Origin of the sequence: Pseudobutyrivibrio sp. (assembly GCF_017471675.1) — a bacterium.
Classification (GTDB): Bacteria; Bacillota; Clostridia; order Lachnospirales; family Lachnospiraceae; genus Pseudobutyrivibrio.
Genome location: NZ_JAFUSK010000087.1, coordinates 1 through 14,126, shown reverse-complemented (window position 1 = coordinate 14,126; position 14,126 = coordinate 1). Strand labels below are relative to the sequence as shown.

The following is a 14,126-nucleotide window of genomic DNA, read 5'->3' as shown; positions in this document are numbered from 1 at the left end:
TAATCACTTAATTTCTCCGGGTACTAAAACCAATTTTAATATCTCTATCTAATTTTTGATGTTTTCTAATCACTTAATTTCTCCGGGTACTAAAACCGTCATGGCCTATAGAGAATCTGTTTGTTGTTTTCTAATCACTTAATTTCTCCGGGTACTAAAACTCCACACTCTTTGGCACAATCATGTGTACTGTTTTCTAATCACTTAATTTCTCCGGGTACTAAAACTCGCTTCCATCTTCTTCCGTCACATCCTCAGTTTTCTAATCACTTAATTTCTCCGGGTACTAAAACGTCACTTGTTAGTAGTAACGTGTCAGGGCTGTTTTCTAATCACTTAATTTCTCCGGGTACTAAAACCGCTGCCACCTCCAGAAATATTCTTGTGTAGTTTTCTAATCACTTAATTTCTCCGGGTACTAAAACGTCAAATCTAGTTTTATAAATACAATATCTAGAACGTCTCCTATAAATTGTATCATCATACTAGTTAACATTTTAGCCCCTCGCACCCGTTAATATTATAGCATATTTGGATCTAATAAGCATTGTATTTCTGGGGTACTAGGCCTTTTTTCCCAATATGTTTTCAAATCTAATGTATCATTCATTAGTTTTAAAAACACCAACTCATCAGACTGCAATAATGCTTCTCTTTTTCCAATATCATGTATTGCTATTTTCAATATTTGTATCACATCATCCTGATTCCATATTCTACTAATAGGATAATATTTATTAGCAAAATCGATTATGTGCTCCATAGCTGGCATGCTATACACCACGTCGTTTATAACATTGATAGATTCAATATTATCAGGAGATATATAAATATATCCTTTTAAACTTGTGGTAAAGATAAACCATATATTTGATAATTTAGCAATCTTTTCGCACTCTTTTACAAAGTTAACATAGCAAGCCTCATTCATATAATGATCTACATTTTCAAATACATATAAACGCTTTTCTGGAATCATTCTTTGCTGCATTGTAACAATCTCTATGAAAACTTTTAAGACATCTTCCACTGGTAAAACATGTATATCTTCGCCATCTTTGGTTCTTACGGAAGTCTGTTGAATCATGGAAAATAAATCTTCTTGCGTGTACTGCAATTCTATTGGTTGTTGCGAAAACATGACTTGATTAAATCTATCAAATATTCTAAGCAAGATATTATCTATTTCTAATAAATCATTTTGACAATCAAATCCATTTATAGACTCTTTTATACATTTTCCAAGTATACTTCCTTTATTCATTTGAATAGTTGCAAGAATATCATCTTTATTACTTATACGACAACATTCCCACTGTTTTCTACCAGGAACTTCTCCATCGATAAGAATATTATCTATAAGCCTTTCTTCATAGTCCTTATATTTATCATTAGAAAAATGTTTGCAGATTGAATCCACTATGGTATTCTTTATCGGTAAATTTTGTCCACATAATTGAGTAATAACATCAAAGTTTATTTCGATATTTTCGTTATAATTAGCAATAGATAATTTCATATAACAATCATCCTTTCAATTCCCAATGCAGTTTCAGAAAGTTGCCTACTTCCAACCATAATCTTCATGTCATCATATTGTTTTTCTGTGACTGTTAGCAACCTGACATTCCCCTCTTTAGGCATAATTTTCTGTAATCTTTTTTCTAGCTGGTTAGCGAACTGTCGGTTAGGGCATGTTCTCACATAGACAGAATACTGAATCATTATAAAGCCTTCCGACATAATATTTTTTCTAAATTTTCTATATGCCCTTTGCTGTTCAGCAGTATCAACAGGCAAGTCAAACATGCATAACATTTTCATATACTTAGTTATCATCCTCTTCACCCAAATAATCATTTATTTTAGGAAATACAACAGTCTCTCTTTTTTCAGCTAAAAAAGCCGCATATTGTGAAACATATTCCTCAATCATATTAGCTATATACATCTTCTTGTCAGCATACTTAACCTTATGGTTTAAAATATTTACTAGCTTTCTTCTATGTTCAACTTTAAAATATTCTTCACCTTCTAATATTCGGTACGCTATCAAATCAACAAATGGCCTTATAGGCTCCATTAAATCATCAACAAGATTAAATCGATTATATTCATTTTTGTGGTGAATCCCCAACTGACTATTCAACCCATATCCCACACATAATCTAGCAATAAAGGCTCTTATTATCGTATACCCATAATCTAATCCCGAATTCAAAAGTATGTCCTCATTTCCTCTTGAATAAGTCGCATTCATCAAATTATTAAAATAAACTTTTGCTGCATGAGCTTCTCTGTTAGTTTTATCACCATCAATTATATCATTTGCTAACTCCTCTAATTTTTCTGTAACATCATTTTTTCCAAGTGTTTCTAGGACCTGTTTTTGGTTATTTATCTTTTGAAAGACAATCGCCTTCCAAAAAGCATCATAAAACTCTTCACTTTTATTAATTTGAAATCCAATACATTTTGATATTCTGCTGTGATTGTCATAAGAACTATAAAAACCAATAGGTAAATGGTCTATATTACACATGATTACACCAATATTATGCTCTGCTAATGTACTCATGAGCCGCACAGTAAATTGTATTTTGAGATTGTCTAAAACAATCATAGATATGTCTTCAAGAGGAATCCATATATCGCCTTCCCCCTTGTCGATTAAGAGATTATTTAATTTTAAGTGAAGTGAACATTCACTTTCAATAAGAACAACTCTATACGCCATAGTCACTACCTCTTTGCAAATGTACAATAAAATCGTAAATACCAAGAAAACAGATTCATCTATTTTCTTGTCTGGCAAAACCAGCTTCCTGCTGGCAATCCCTTATTCTACCAGCAGAAAATCATGCAAAAAGAAAAGGACACCCGTCGGTGTCCTTTAGTTTCGGCATAAAGCCTTATTTTAGTAGGTCCGAAAAAATTAAGTGATTAGAAATTTCGTCTACTAAGAATACTATAATCCACCGAAACAATTTTTTCAATAAAAATTATTATTCCCACTTTTCATTTCGGCTGATAATACAAAAACTTTAAAACTATTCATCAAATAAGTCACTATGTGTTCCAGTTCTCGCAGCTGTAAGTACTAATTCATCATCATTTATGGCATACATTAGTAGCCAATCAGACATAATATGACACTCATTAAAACCTTCATAATTTCCACGTAAAGGATGATCATAGTACTTTGAATCTAGCTTTTCACCTGATAAAAGAGTATTAATTACACTCTGCAATAGTTCTAGATTATAACCTCTTTTCTTGCACTTCTTATAATCCTTTTTAAACTTTGTGGTAGTAACTAATTTATACTTCATTCGTTATCCAAATCGGCAAACAGCTCCTCCGCAGAACTATAAGCTTTAGCCTTAACCTTTCCACTCATTATATCGCGAGCCTCTGCAATAGCCGCTTCAGTCTCCTTATTATAGCGAGGCATCCTTACATCGAATGGGATACCGCCCTCCATTAAAGACTTTTCAAAAAAAATATTTACTGCTTCTGCCAAGGTCATTCCTAGACTGCCATATAAATCTTCTAGGCTAATTTTTTTCTGTTTATTCATACGCATATTAAAGTTTGTATCTTTTACTGCTGTTGAAGCCATAATCTATACCTCCTTTATAATTGTATGATAACTCCTTTGTTTTACTTTTGCAATACAATGTTTTACGGTAATTCCAAAACTACTGCTTTCCAACTACAATACTAAATTTCATTTTATCTACATAAAATTTATTTCCTAAAATATCTGTTACTATTTTTTTGACGGATTTTGTTTTTGAAAGCCCCACAAGATTTTGCTTTTCAAATTTTGCCGCATTTAAAGGCTTAGTTTCAATATAATTCCGTACTTTTGGCATAGTTCTAGACAAAAACCTCTCTGTATTCACCTCTCCATCTTTTTCATATTCAATAATATCTTCTTTATAAAATGAAAGCTTATATTCATAACCAAGTTCTTGCAAATCACCTCTACATTGCCCTTTAGCTATCATCTTTTCAGCAAGTAAGGCTTCTGCATATTTCTGCTCATCTATAACAAATAAATCACCATCACATTTTATATCTGATTGCTTGACTCCTACAAAATAATATTTTTCCTCATCTGTCTTATAATACACATCCATTCTATACGGATTTAATGAGTCAAGAATAACTTTTCTACTTCCTCTCTCATATCCATATTTATGAGAAATATCTATGCAACTTCCAACCTCACCATCCTCATATTTAAGCACTCCTACCTTAGGTCCATTCCCTTTTTTAGAATATTTCCTGATTACATCATTATTCTCCTGCTCATATTGCAAAAACGGATTCTTTGCATCCTTGTAATTATTCCAAATATCCATTAGTATTTCAAAAGTTTTTGGGTCATTTTTACATACAAGTAGACGTTCTGGCTTCTTTTCAACAATTCCCTTAAACTTCTTTACACCATCATCTGTACGAATATCTAGCTTACTAATTTTATATGCTTTACCATCATACTCTCTTGTACCATAGATAGTCTGATTGCATAATTCCCTATTACATTTTTTATTAACTTGATACCAGTATTTGTTCTTTTCAGCCGCATTCTCTATGTTAGCCTTAATCTTCATCCACTTAGACTGATACAAAGCATTCTTATATGCCTCATCACTGCTTAATAGTTTTTCGAAGCCGCTTTTATTAATATATTCTTCATTTTCATAATCAATAAACTGCTCTGTTAGCTTACGCCAACTATCATATCCCATCTGAGAAAAAGCAATAAGCATAGCATCAACAGCATGATGAACATAAGATTCATCTCTATCTTTGTTCAGCTTTAAATTCATTCTCATTTGATGGGTAAAGCTTCCCCTAACAACCTTAACCTTAGTTCCACAATCTTTTGCTCTAAAGTAATCCTGCAATGAATTCAAAACAACTCTTGATGCATATCTAGTATCATTAATATTTCGATTAACAAATCCTGATAATACTTCTATTTTAGTTATATCTTCCTCAAATAATAGGTTTTCCTTCTTTTTTCGTTTCGTTGCATCTTTATAGTTTTTCAATACAAAATCCATATAATTATAAAAGTCCCAATCACGATTTACATTAGTAAGGTATGCATAAGGTGTGCGATTTCCCTTATTCTGATTTTCAGATGCATATACTAAAACCTTATTTGAGCGACTATCATCAAATGAAATCGATAACGGAATAATGTGATCGATTTCAAAAAGATTGCTGTTATCTATCAGTTCATCTATTCTTATTGTTTTACCTGAATAAGGGCAGACTCCCCCCTGTTCATTCCATAGCTTTAGCTTTAAAGAAAGATTTTTGTGCTGTTTGAAATCAGCATCTGTAATATCTCTTCCATATTCAGATTTTATCTTCGCCTTAATATTCTTCAATTCATTTTCATTATTTTTTTGTTCCTTATTAATTCGAGCTTTCTCCTCGTCAGTATTTTTATCCCTTGGCATTTCTATAACAATCTGCTCTGGATATCCATACTTTTTTATCAATGCATTCAATATCTTTACAGTAATTCTAATGGTCTTAGCGGCTACAGGATTGTATATTTCCTCTGTAATAACATCTGCAGGAATAGTATCATACTCAGCAAACCTTTCAGGTTTAGTTTTAAACACTCCCATATCTGTCAGTAATTGCATCTGATTTTTAGGTTGTGAGTATAGTTCTGGAAGCAGTTCTAACATAATTCTATACCCGAACGACTGCCACTTATTAAATAAAGAACTATTATTTCTACGCAACTTAATTAAACATTCCAGTACTTCATCAGATAGCTCTAATTCCCTAGCCGCCTCAGTAATAGAATCTTTATCTGTATTTAATGTCAGAATATCTCCTAGCTTATCTAGTGTTTCTCGTTGATATTTCGTTATATCTACATCGATAGTTTCAAAAGCCCTTCGCATTTTATTGTACACTTCAAAAGAATGAAAAATTTCTTTTTCATTCTTGTCTATTCTCGCACCATTAATCTGCGCGTCTTTATCGTTAATTACATCCTTAATTATTTTAGGAACATTTACCGCCTTTGCAGTTTTGATATTATCAACAATTATTCTTTTAGCTTCTTCTGTTAACTTCCCATCTTCAACATATTTAGAATCTGAAATTATTTTTAAATTGTTTAAATCATTTAAAACATTAAATTCCTGTGCGGTATATGATGCCCCTGCTGCACGCTTTTCTTCTGGATATACACTACATTTTCCAATTAATTTATCAAATAGATTTTTTTCTGTAATGTAGGTTCCATCCTCATTCAAAACTGTAGTATACACGCCATAGTCTGTTCTAGATAATTCATTTCCAGGTCCTATATAATACGCTCTTTTTCTATTAAAGATTTCTAAATATTCAGCAATAAACTCTTCTGAAATTCTAGTATTAAAGCCTTTTTGCACTTCTAAGAACTTTTCAATTTCACTTCTATAAGCTGATGTTGTAAAAACATTTCTCAAAGTAACAGGCTCACCATCTTCAATTATAGTTATATTGCCTCTATATGCCCCATATCTCTGAAGACGTTCTAACTGGATTTGACATGGAAAGTTCTCTTTTAATTCTTCTTCATTTCTAGCAATACTTCTTGCATAATCACTTGATAAATTACCATCATCAGCCTCATCAAGATATGATATTCCCCTATGTTTCAAACTATAAAGAAGAACATAATAAATTTCATCTTCACTTAATGCAGCATTTAACCCTTTATTTTTAATTTCTAAAACTTCATTTAGTTCATTATTAGGTAGCGCAAACTCATGTTTTCGCCATAATTTCTAAAATCATTAACTCTAGTTCTTCTTCTCCTAGTCATTCTTCTTCCTTGACGAAAGCCTCGCCTATTAGCATTTTCAGCCGCCTCGCCAGCAGGGAAAATATTAGAGCATGATTCCAATATTTCATAGTTCTCATTAACAACTGCCCATCCAACAGATGCGACACCCAAATCCAATCCAAATATAACTCCCATAGTTTCCTCCCAAAAATTTATGCTATATGCCTATTACTTCCTATTACTACTTATTACCACTTCAACATCCATTTCATTACTTATTACTACTTGCCGCAAGCCCAGCAGGCACAAGGGCTGAAAGCAATTTGGTTTAAATGTTAGCCCACAGCAAGACTCATTTACCGTTATTCTTCCTATACTCACTTGGCAATATTCCATATTTATCCCTAAATGCATTAGAAAAGGCCTTGGAATTAGGGAATCCGTTGCCGAGGGCTATGTCTACTATCTGGCCATTTGTTTCTTCCAATTCGCGGACTGCATGCTCTAAGCGAATGCCAAGCAAATAATCCTTGAAATTAATTCCTGCATGCTTTTGGAACATTCTAGATAGATAGGATGGTGAATAATTAAACTGGTCTGCCATGGATTCAAGTGTAATACTTTCTGAATAATGGTCCTTCATATATCTGGTAATGTTGGAGAGCTTTTTCAGTTGCTTGCTGCTCTTTAGAATATCCTCGTTTACGTTAAACTTTCGATACTTAGTAACAAGGATGTATAAAAGCTCATAGTAAAGGCTTAATACCTGTAGCTTGTTGGCCTCTTCACCATTAGTGTAAATAAGGTACATTTCCTGCAGAAGCGTAAACACTCTGTGGTCAGTTTCTCTGTCCCCGTGAGAAAACCAAATAAACTGGTCGTCTGTAAAATAGTCTGCAAAAGTTTCCTGCGGTATCTGAAGCACCACAGTTCTATTAGGCTCAGGTGCAACAATGCTGTGAACCTCATTGCTATTAACAATCACGAACTCGCCGTTAGTAAGCGGGAATTTCTTTTCGTGCAAAGTAAAATCGAGCTTTCCTTCCCACACCGCAAAAATCTCTATAGAACGATGCCAATGTTTGTCTCTAATATAGCCACCATCCTGTCCTTCAAATGCAAAAAGCTTAAATGGTAGCCCTTCATCAGTCACAACAACTTCATGCTGATAATCTTTTAAATCCATTTCCTAAATCTCCCTAAAAAACCTTAAATCTCCGTTTTCTTCATATCCCACTTGTGAAAACCCAAGCTTTGTAAGTAATCCTATGCTGGCTACATTAGCCGGATCACACCTGGCAATCAGGCTACTAAGTGAATATTCATCCCGTGCAAGCTCTACTATCTTAGCGCATACCTCGTATGCCAGACCCTGATGCCATCTACTATGGCTAATAGCAAATCCCAGTTCAGCCTGATTTTCCCTATCACAGGTGTCACGGACTTCGATTCCTGCTCTACCTATTAATTTACCTGTGAATCTGTCGAAAATCAACCACATTCCGAAACCATATAGTTTATAAATGTATTCTATATATTTTTTTTCATAGTCTTTTTCTTCCTCATACTCATACAAAGGCTCCATATAGTCTGTCATGTGAGGTTCATTGTAAAGTTCATACAAAGCTTCTAAATCATCCTCGCAGTATTCCCTTATAAAGCAACGGCTGGTATATCCAATATTCCATGGGATGCCTGCACAGCGCCTATAAATTCTTTCTAAGTCTTCATCCTCAAGCTCATCCACATCAATGATTATCTGTTGGCAATTGAGGCTTTCGCCAGTGGCGGTTTCTATGCCTGCCACAGGAATCTTTCTAAGAACGCATTCATCAACAACAGCCTGACTTTCCGTTAGCACAAGCGTGCCATCGTCATAGTCAGGCTGTAAATCCTTCACATTATTTATTGTTAGCTTATTATGTAGATATTTAACTGTAGTCAATAATTACTCCTAGCTCACATCAATTCGACAAGACATGGTATACACCTTGCCGTTTGATTTTTTCATTCGCACCGTCAAATTAGCTGTACCAGAACTAACTGCTGTAATCTGCCCACTTGAATCAACTGTAAAAATGTTAGAATCAGAAGATTTGTATGTAACATTATACTGCTTGTCGGTACTATTGAGATAATCCATATCAAGAGCCACCTGAGCTGTACCACCAGACTTTAGCGAATATGATGCATCATCCGGCAATGTTACATTACCTACATTTGTGCCGTTGTTAGCAAAGCTCTTTGCTTTGGCAGTCTTTTTGGTAGTGGTTGCTGTGGTTTTAGCATTTGTAGTAGCGGTATTTGATGTGTTTGTAGTAGTTGTACTCTTAGCTGTTGAGGTAGATTTGTTATCAGATGTCTTACTAGTATCTGCATCTGATGTTTCCTCTGCCTCTGGTTCGCCTAGCTTTACATACATAGCTGGCTTGATAGGCACTCCACAATAATAGTATTTTCTTTCTATAAGCTTAGTTGTTTCATTTACAAATAGCCCCTGTCCAGGATCATCATAGGCATTTGTTCTAAGTGGCCATGTGTCGTGCTCTAGCTTAATCACATCCTTATAGGCTGTATACTCATCTGTTGATAGGAAGAAGATATAATCTGCACTGGTAGTCTGGGATTCATAAATATCCATGAACATAGGATTCTTCTTGCCGTTAGCTATATAATATGCATCCAAGGTAGTGTCATGATAAAAATTCTGCAAACTGTTCTTCGCAGCTTCTGCTGTCAATGTTGTCTTTAATATTTTAGCACGCTCAGCATCATTGAAACAATTAACATAGAAAATCTGATTAAGCCAACCTCTCCAATAGTTTTCGGACCATCTAACATAGGAAGGCGCCTTACCTGCTGCCTTATATACGTTTTCAATAGCTTTTCTATAATCAACTACAGACTTTGAATTAAGCCCCTTTTTGGAAATTAACAGGGCCGTCTTAGTTGTATCATCATAAGACAATATAGTCCAGCTAAGGATTGTGCCATCCAGATGACCAAAAGCTATCTCATCACCAGCAGCATAGGTTGTGCTTGATGATTTTTTCTTAGCTGCATCCGCATGTATTGCAGGCACTGCAGTATATGCCACTGTGATTACCGCTAAAGAAATAGCCAAAAGCTTTCTAAAAAAATACACTGATTTTCTCATAGCTCACTCCGTTTCCCTAATGTAACACTCCCCCTTATATTTTTATACTAATATTCGGCAATTACAAAGTCAAACTTATAGGAAAAATTTAACAAAATTATCACCTTTAATTGTAAAAAGCAGATTCAGTTGATATACTGTTTTCTTGGAAAGTTTTTAAGTTTTAAGGAGACACAATGACTAAGCAACAAATGTTCAAAATGTTACATGATGAGGAACCTGTGCTTAGAGCAGAAATCACTGCACTCTACTCCGTATTGGACCACAAGCTTGGCTTGCACGGTGCCGAGGTTCCTATCACTTTTGGAATGGATGAAAAGGCCCTGGGCTCTTATCTTCCACCATCTTATGATGATGAAGAACAATTTCAGTTCTCATTATTCTTTATTGGCTTTTGCTTGAACGAGCAGCTATCAAAGACAGATCGAATCAATCTCTACAAGCATGAATACGCACACTACATGACACGCCACATAAGCATTCCTAACGAATACACCTGGCAGCCTGGTGTTCACGGCAGCGCATGGAAATATTGCTGCAGCTTAATTGGAGCAATTCCTGCCGATTATTATGTAGAAGGCCAGAGCCTTAAAAAGGTAGATTATGATTCCGTACTAAAGCGTCCTAGCGTTGATCACGCTCAGGTACAGATGCTTGATACTTATCGCACTCAGCGAGCATATAAAAATTTGGAAAACTCTAAGATAAAATATGAAATAGGCGATACAGTTTCTCACCCTAAGTTTGGCGAGGGCACTGTAAAGGATATTGAAAAACAGCCATCTTCTGTAAGACTACACATCGCTTTTGGCGACGAGGTTAAAATCATCGACCAAAAATGGCTTGTAAAAACAGGATACAAGAAAGTATCTGAAAGATAGAAAAAGGTGCTAGAAGCCTCCTAAGAGAGGCCTTCTAGTACCTTTTTTAATGTTGACTCTAAATCTAAGCCACCTTCATCTACTATCACATCGGCATAATTCTCATACAAAGGAACTCTTTCATTATATAAATCCATTAATGTCTGACCATCCTTAAGCACTACACCGCGTCCCTTAAGATTACCAAGTCTGCTATCAAGAGTATCATAATCAAGCTTTAGATATACAACCGTTCCTATTTCCTTAAGATGCTCCATTGCTTCCTTGCCATAAATAACACTACCCCCTGTTGCGATAACAGTCTTATCAGCGCTAATTGTGGCATTTACATCGTTTTCTATCTTTAGGAAGCCTTCTACTCCCTCATCAGCAATTATCTCCTTTAAAAGGCGTTTTTCACGCTCCTGAATGAGCAAATCTGCATCTACAAACTGATATCCTAATTCCTTCGCAAGAACTACACCAAGTGTACTCTTTCCTACTCCTGGCATACCAATCAAAACAATGTTTTCTTTCATAATATTCTCCTCATGCCTATTAAATTGGAAATATTATGCCATAACAGACTGCAAAAAGAAAGGCCTAGCTTGCAGCCAGGCCAAATAAATTTCAATTATTCTGATTTCCAGAGACCATGTAGGTTGCAATATGCATATACGCCAACCACTGAATCTCCATCAGTAAGCAAGAACTCTGCACATGGCTTATCCCCAGGATTAAGCACCTTGCGCTGAGCCCCCTGTGCAGTCTCAATAGCAATCCACTCAATGTAATGCTCTGGTGCCATTGGATGCTCTACAGAACCAACTGTAACTGTAACTTTGTTGCCTTCAACTTTGAATACAGGTACATGCTTCTCTGCCGCTCCATCAGATGTTCCAGGAACTAATTCCTTCATCTTCTGTCCACAGCATGTCATAGGAGCCCCCGATTCCTTAATCATGCTAACAAAGTTGCCACATACGCTACATACGTAAAATTTCATACCCAACCTCCTTTTACTTTTATGCCAGTAATGGTAAAAATACCTATAGATACCTTATACCATATTTCTGAGCAGAAAACATCACATTTCACTGTTTATTGACATATTCCTTCAAAAACATGAGCCTGGTTGAGGCTGATATGCACTACTTTAGAAAAAAAGTATGACATCCCCGCCGTTTTGGCGATTGTCATACTTGGAAATTCATTGGCTTTCTTCTGTTTTAGGTACTGAGTATGACTATCAAAATTACGGCAGATTGTCATACTCAGCTGTTCTATTTGCAATGTTTCATCGCAGTGATTGCTGCTATGGTGGATATTATAATTGAAATAGTTATAACTCCTATTGATTGCACTGCATCATCGATGTTTAATACTGAGCCCATCAACTCTCTGTAAGAGATGCATAGAAATACATTAGCTAAACTAACGAAAGCCATTATTAAAGACACCGTCCTAGTATTTTTTATCTTAAGCCACTCATACTCAAATAATCTTATATTAAATAATGCGATAATTCCAAACACCCTAGAGAGTGTCGGACCTAGATCCTCTGGTTTAACAAAACTAACTATATGCTCCCAATAAATAAAGCCAGTATACATAACAACTATGCTAACTATGGACATTAGCAATATAATTATATTTAAAATAAAAAATTGTTTAAAATAGCTACAAATGATTCTGCCTTTCACAATCCTTAATGCCACTCCCACGAAACAGATTATCAAGAGTGCCATATCCAGCTTAAAATCCCAGTTATACCCCCTTCTCGAAAGAAATGAAAAATAAAATCTCATTATCAATATAAGCATGATAACAATATTAGCTATTAATTCTTGTTTTATTATGATAGAATCCTTTGCCTGTATTATTACTATTCTTAAAAGTGCTGTAAAACTTTTATCTTTATCAATATCAGGCTCACCACTGACAAGCTCTTCAATACTGATATCAAGACAATTAGATAAATCTTCAAGAATGCCTACATCAGGGAAGCTATCTCCTTTTTCCCAGCGTGATATTGCTTTATTTGATACCCCTAAAATATCCCCTAATTCAGATTGCGTATATCCCTTTTGCAGACGCGCAGATTTTATAAGTAATCCTGTCTTTTCCTTATTCATGGATATCCCCTCCTAAACTTAGAATGCATTATATCTCAATTAATTGCAATCTATTTTAGCGAGAATAATTTAAATTGAGTCGGTTACATTTTGACACCAACTGGTGACAACTTGTCACCAATAGATAATCTTACTATAGATACATACAATAACGAAAAAAGCCTTCATATGAAGACTATTTTTCAAACAACTCTGGCTCTGTCTCTTTTAATATATCCGCAAGTACCTTGTAGTCTAGATACTGCATTCCTTCCTTGCCTTGATTTATTTTATTTGAAAGCTTACTACCATAGTAGATAGCCATTGCTTTCTCTAGAGAAACATTGTTTTCTTTTGCTATATAAGAAATCAATCTCTCTTCCAAGCTTTCCTGGTATACCTGTTCTAATACTTTATCATCCATTATTTAACCTCATATGAAGAACTATAAGACAAAAGATTATCTATAGTTTTTTGTGATATAAAAGCTATCTGGTCATAAGTTTCATATACCTTGATTTCTTTCAAAGCTCTATCTCTATCCCAGATGCCTTGATGATACATATCTACAACTCTAAAAACCTTTACCAAAATCTAATGGTCTATATGAGTGATTAATATCTGGCTTCTTAATTACATCAATTCCGCCATGGTAAACAATCATATTTTAACACCTCTTGCATTTAAATAATCTGTAATGTCATCAATAACATAGGACGTGCTTTGAGTATGAATTATATCAAAATGCTTAACTAAATAATTATTTATACAATCAACACTACTCAGCATAGTATAAACCTCAGATGGTAGTTTCCCCCACTTATTAGCACAAGCATGAATCATGTAGATTACAAACGAAAAAGATTCTTGATTCATCTATTTAATCTCCTTTGTTAAATTAACTCCTACATAAATAATATAACAGATTCCTAAATAAAAGAAAAAGCCTTCAGACGAATCTGAAGGCTTTCATTCGCTGAGGCTGAGGAGGCTCGAACTCCCGACAACCTGATTAAAAGTCAGGTGCTCTACCAGCTGAGCTACAACCCCATATTAAATTGATTGCTATTGCCAGTGAATTAAAAAAGGCATAGACTCGAAACTGGGCTAGCTGGATTCGAACCAGCGAATGCCAGAATCAAAATCTGGTGCCTTACCGCTTGGCGATAGCCCAACAAGGG

Annotated in this window: 17 protein-coding genes, 2 tRNA genes and 1 CRISPR repeat array; of the genes, 1 reads left to right on the top strand and 18 read right to left on the bottom strand. The window is 34.9% G+C overall.

The genetic code is table 11. The features are described 5' to 3' along the window. Positions 1-60: 60 nt before the first annotated feature. A CRISPR array of direct repeats spans positions 61-425; the repeat unit is 36 nt; unit sequence GTTTTCTAATCACTTAATTTCTCCGGGTACTAAAAC. A gap of 95 nt (positions 426-520) precedes the next feature. The 10 genes from csn2-St to IJ535_RS13385 form a co-directional block, all read right to left on the bottom strand. Further along, positions 521-1,519, bottom strand: a complete 999-nt coding sequence (gene csn2-St, locus IJ535_RS13430) for a CRISPR-associated protein Csn2-St (RefSeq protein WP_294303846.1) — start codon at positions 1,517-1,519, stop codon at positions 521-523. Continuing rightward, positions 1,516-1,824, bottom strand: a complete 309-nt coding sequence (gene cas2 / locus IJ535_RS13425) for a CRISPR-associated endonuclease Cas2 (RefSeq protein ID WP_294303845.1) — start codon at positions 1,822-1,824, stop codon at positions 1,516-1,518. The genes csn2-St and cas2 overlap by 4 nt, the downstream gene beginning before the upstream one ends. Before the next feature lie 4 nt (positions 1,825-1,828). Next, positions 1,829-2,737, bottom strand: coding sequence for a type II CRISPR-associated endonuclease Cas1 (cas1, locus tag IJ535_RS13420; protein ID WP_294303843.1), 909 nt, complete (start codon positions 2,735-2,737; stop codon positions 1,829-1,831). Between the two features lie 313 nt (positions 2,738-3,050). After that, positions 3,051-3,332 (bottom strand): type II toxin-antitoxin system YafQ family toxin, encoded by a 282-nt coding sequence (locus IJ535_RS13415; protein WP_294303841.1) that lies wholly within the window; start codon positions 3,330-3,332, stop codon positions 3,051-3,053. Next, entirely contained in the window at positions 3,329-3,622 is a 294-nt protein-coding gene (locus tag IJ535_RS13410) for a type II toxin-antitoxin system RelB/DinJ family antitoxin (protein WP_294303839.1), read from the bottom strand. The genes IJ535_RS13415 and IJ535_RS13410 overlap by 4 nt, the downstream gene beginning before the upstream one ends. A gap of 79 nt (positions 3,623-3,701) precedes the next feature. After that, positions 3,702-6,755, bottom strand: a complete 3,054-nt coding sequence (gene cas9, locus IJ535_RS13405) for a type II CRISPR RNA-guided endonuclease Cas9 (RefSeq protein WP_294303850.1) — start codon at positions 6,753-6,755, stop codon at positions 3,702-3,704. A 14-nt stretch (positions 6,756-6,769) separates the two neighbouring features. Next, positions 6,770-7,009 carry a hypothetical protein gene (locus IJ535_RS13400; RefSeq protein ID WP_294303837.1) on the bottom strand — a complete coding sequence of 80 codons (240 nt, stop codon included), beginning with the start codon at positions 7,007-7,009 and terminating at the stop codon, positions 6,770-6,772. 157 nt (positions 7,010-7,166) lie between these two features. Next, positions 7,167-8,000, bottom strand: coding sequence for an AraC family transcriptional regulator (locus IJ535_RS13395; protein WP_294303835.1), 834 nt, complete (start codon positions 7,998-8,000; stop codon positions 7,167-7,169). A 3-nt stretch (positions 8,001-8,003) separates the two neighbouring features. Continuing rightward, on the bottom strand, positions 8,004-8,759 hold the full coding sequence (locus IJ535_RS13390; protein ID WP_294303833.1) for a GNAT family N-acetyltransferase: 756 nt from the start codon (positions 8,757-8,759) through the stop codon (positions 8,004-8,006). A gap of 9 nt (positions 8,760-8,768) precedes the next feature. Next, entirely contained in the window at positions 8,769-9,971 is a 1,203-nt protein-coding gene (locus IJ535_RS13385; protein ID WP_294303831.1) for an Ig-like domain-containing protein, read from the bottom strand. A gap of 176 nt (positions 9,972-10,147) precedes the next feature. On the opposite strand from IJ535_RS13385, the gene IJ535_RS13380 reads away from it, so the two are divergent. Continuing rightward, complete coding sequence (locus IJ535_RS13380) at positions 10,148-10,852, top strand: hypothetical protein (protein WP_294292796.1); 705 nt, start codon at positions 10,148-10,150, stop codon at positions 10,850-10,852. A gap of 20 nt (positions 10,853-10,872) precedes the next feature. Here the strand turns inward: IJ535_RS13380 and IJ535_RS13375 are convergent, their stop codons facing one another. The 8 genes from IJ535_RS13375 to IJ535_RS13340 all read right to left on the bottom strand — a co-directional run bounded on the left by IJ535_RS13375 (position 10,873) and on the right by IJ535_RS13340 (position 14,119). Then, positions 10,873-11,370: a shikimate kinase gene (locus tag IJ535_RS13375; protein ID WP_294303829.1), complete on the bottom strand. Its 498-nt coding sequence runs from the start codon at positions 11,368-11,370 to the stop codon at positions 10,873-10,875. A 95-nt stretch (positions 11,371-11,465) separates the two neighbouring features. Further along, complete coding sequence (locus tag IJ535_RS13370) at positions 11,466-11,837, bottom strand: desulfoferrodoxin family protein (protein WP_294292790.1); 372 nt, start codon at positions 11,835-11,837, stop codon at positions 11,466-11,468. A 277-nt stretch (positions 11,838-12,114) separates the two neighbouring features. Further along, positions 12,115-12,966 (bottom strand): helix-turn-helix domain-containing protein, encoded by an 852-nt coding sequence (locus tag IJ535_RS13365; protein ID WP_294303827.1) that lies wholly within the window; start codon positions 12,964-12,966, stop codon positions 12,115-12,117. A 175-nt stretch (positions 12,967-13,141) separates the two neighbouring features. After that, positions 13,142-13,369: a hypothetical protein gene (locus tag IJ535_RS13360; protein ID WP_044937206.1), complete on the bottom strand. Its 228-nt coding sequence runs from the start codon at positions 13,367-13,369 to the stop codon at positions 13,142-13,144. 150 nt (positions 13,370-13,519) lie between these two features. After that, the gene (locus IJ535_RS13355; RefSeq protein ID WP_072910800.1) at positions 13,520-13,609 is read right to left on the bottom strand and encodes a DUF3990 domain-containing protein; all 90 of its coding nucleotides are present in this window, start codon (positions 13,607-13,609) and stop codon (positions 13,520-13,522) included. Further along, positions 13,606-13,788 carry a DUF3791 domain-containing protein gene (locus IJ535_RS14205; protein ID WP_242830186.1) on the bottom strand — a complete coding sequence of 61 codons (183 nt, stop codon included), beginning with the start codon at positions 13,786-13,788 and terminating at the stop codon, positions 13,606-13,608. Before IJ535_RS14205 ends, IJ535_RS13355 begins: the two co-directional genes overlap by 4 nt. A 134-nt stretch (positions 13,789-13,922) precedes the next feature. After that, a tRNA-Lys gene (locus tag IJ535_RS13345) sits at positions 13,923-13,995 on the bottom strand. A 52-nt stretch (positions 13,996-14,047) separates the two neighbouring features. Continuing rightward, positions 14,048-14,119, bottom strand: a tRNA-Gln gene (locus IJ535_RS13340). Positions 14,120-14,126 lie beyond the last annotated feature (7 nt).